Raw genomic sequence first — 752 nt, forward strand, 5'->3', positions numbered from 1 at the left:
ACTTCCTCCGGAAACGGACGACTGCTCCGGCGCTGATCCGCAAAGACACCGGGGAGTTGCTCAAGGCGAGCGACGTCTTCGAAGACGGTGGCGAGAATCAGGTCGTCGCCGTCGAACGCGGGAGCGGTAGCCCGGTCGCACTGGAACCCGAAACCGGCGGCGCGTACGCGCTCTTCGGAGAGTTCACCGTCGACGGCGTCGCGTGCGAGACGGCACTGACGCGGCTTCGAGACCACGTGGCGGACTACGCTCCCGAGAAGGTCGCAGAGACGACCGGTGTCGACGCCGAAAACATCCGGACTGCGATCCGGTGGCTGGCGACCCGTGGTCCTGGCGGTATCGCCCCGAGTTACGCACTCGGCCGGTACAAACACGGACACATCTTCGGGCAGGCGTACGCCATGTTGATGGGGATGACCGGCGACTACGGTCGTCACGGCAACATCCACGCCCACCACTCGGGCGGTGCGACGCTTGCTGCCGGCGACTGGGCCAGCCCGAGCGACGCCGACCCGGGCCCGTCGCTGACCTTCCCCGAGTACCCCGACGCGATGATCGACGGTGACCCGCACAAAATCAGGGCCGTCTACTCCATCGAGTCGAACATGATGGGGAACCAGTTCCCGGACCGACAGCGGTTCAGAGAGGCCATCAGAAGCCTCGAGATGTACGTGGTCGCGGACATGCACCACACGGACACGGTCCAGCACGCCGACATCATCTTCCCGGTCCCCCACTGGTTCGAGCAGGAA

The 752-nt window shown here is 65.6% G+C and carries 1 protein-coding gene; it reads left to right on the plus strand.

The annotated features are described in order from the left end of the window. A partial coding sequence (locus tag D3D02_RS18155; protein ID WP_147435703.1) for a molybdopterin-dependent oxidoreductase occupies positions 1 to 752 on the plus strand: 752 nt, incomplete at both ends.

The sequence above is a fragment of the Halobellus sp. Atlit-38R genome (assembly GCF_003665925.1).
Lineage (GTDB): Archaea > Halobacteriota > Halobacteria > Halobacteriales > Haloferacaceae > Haloquadratum > Haloquadratum inordinatus.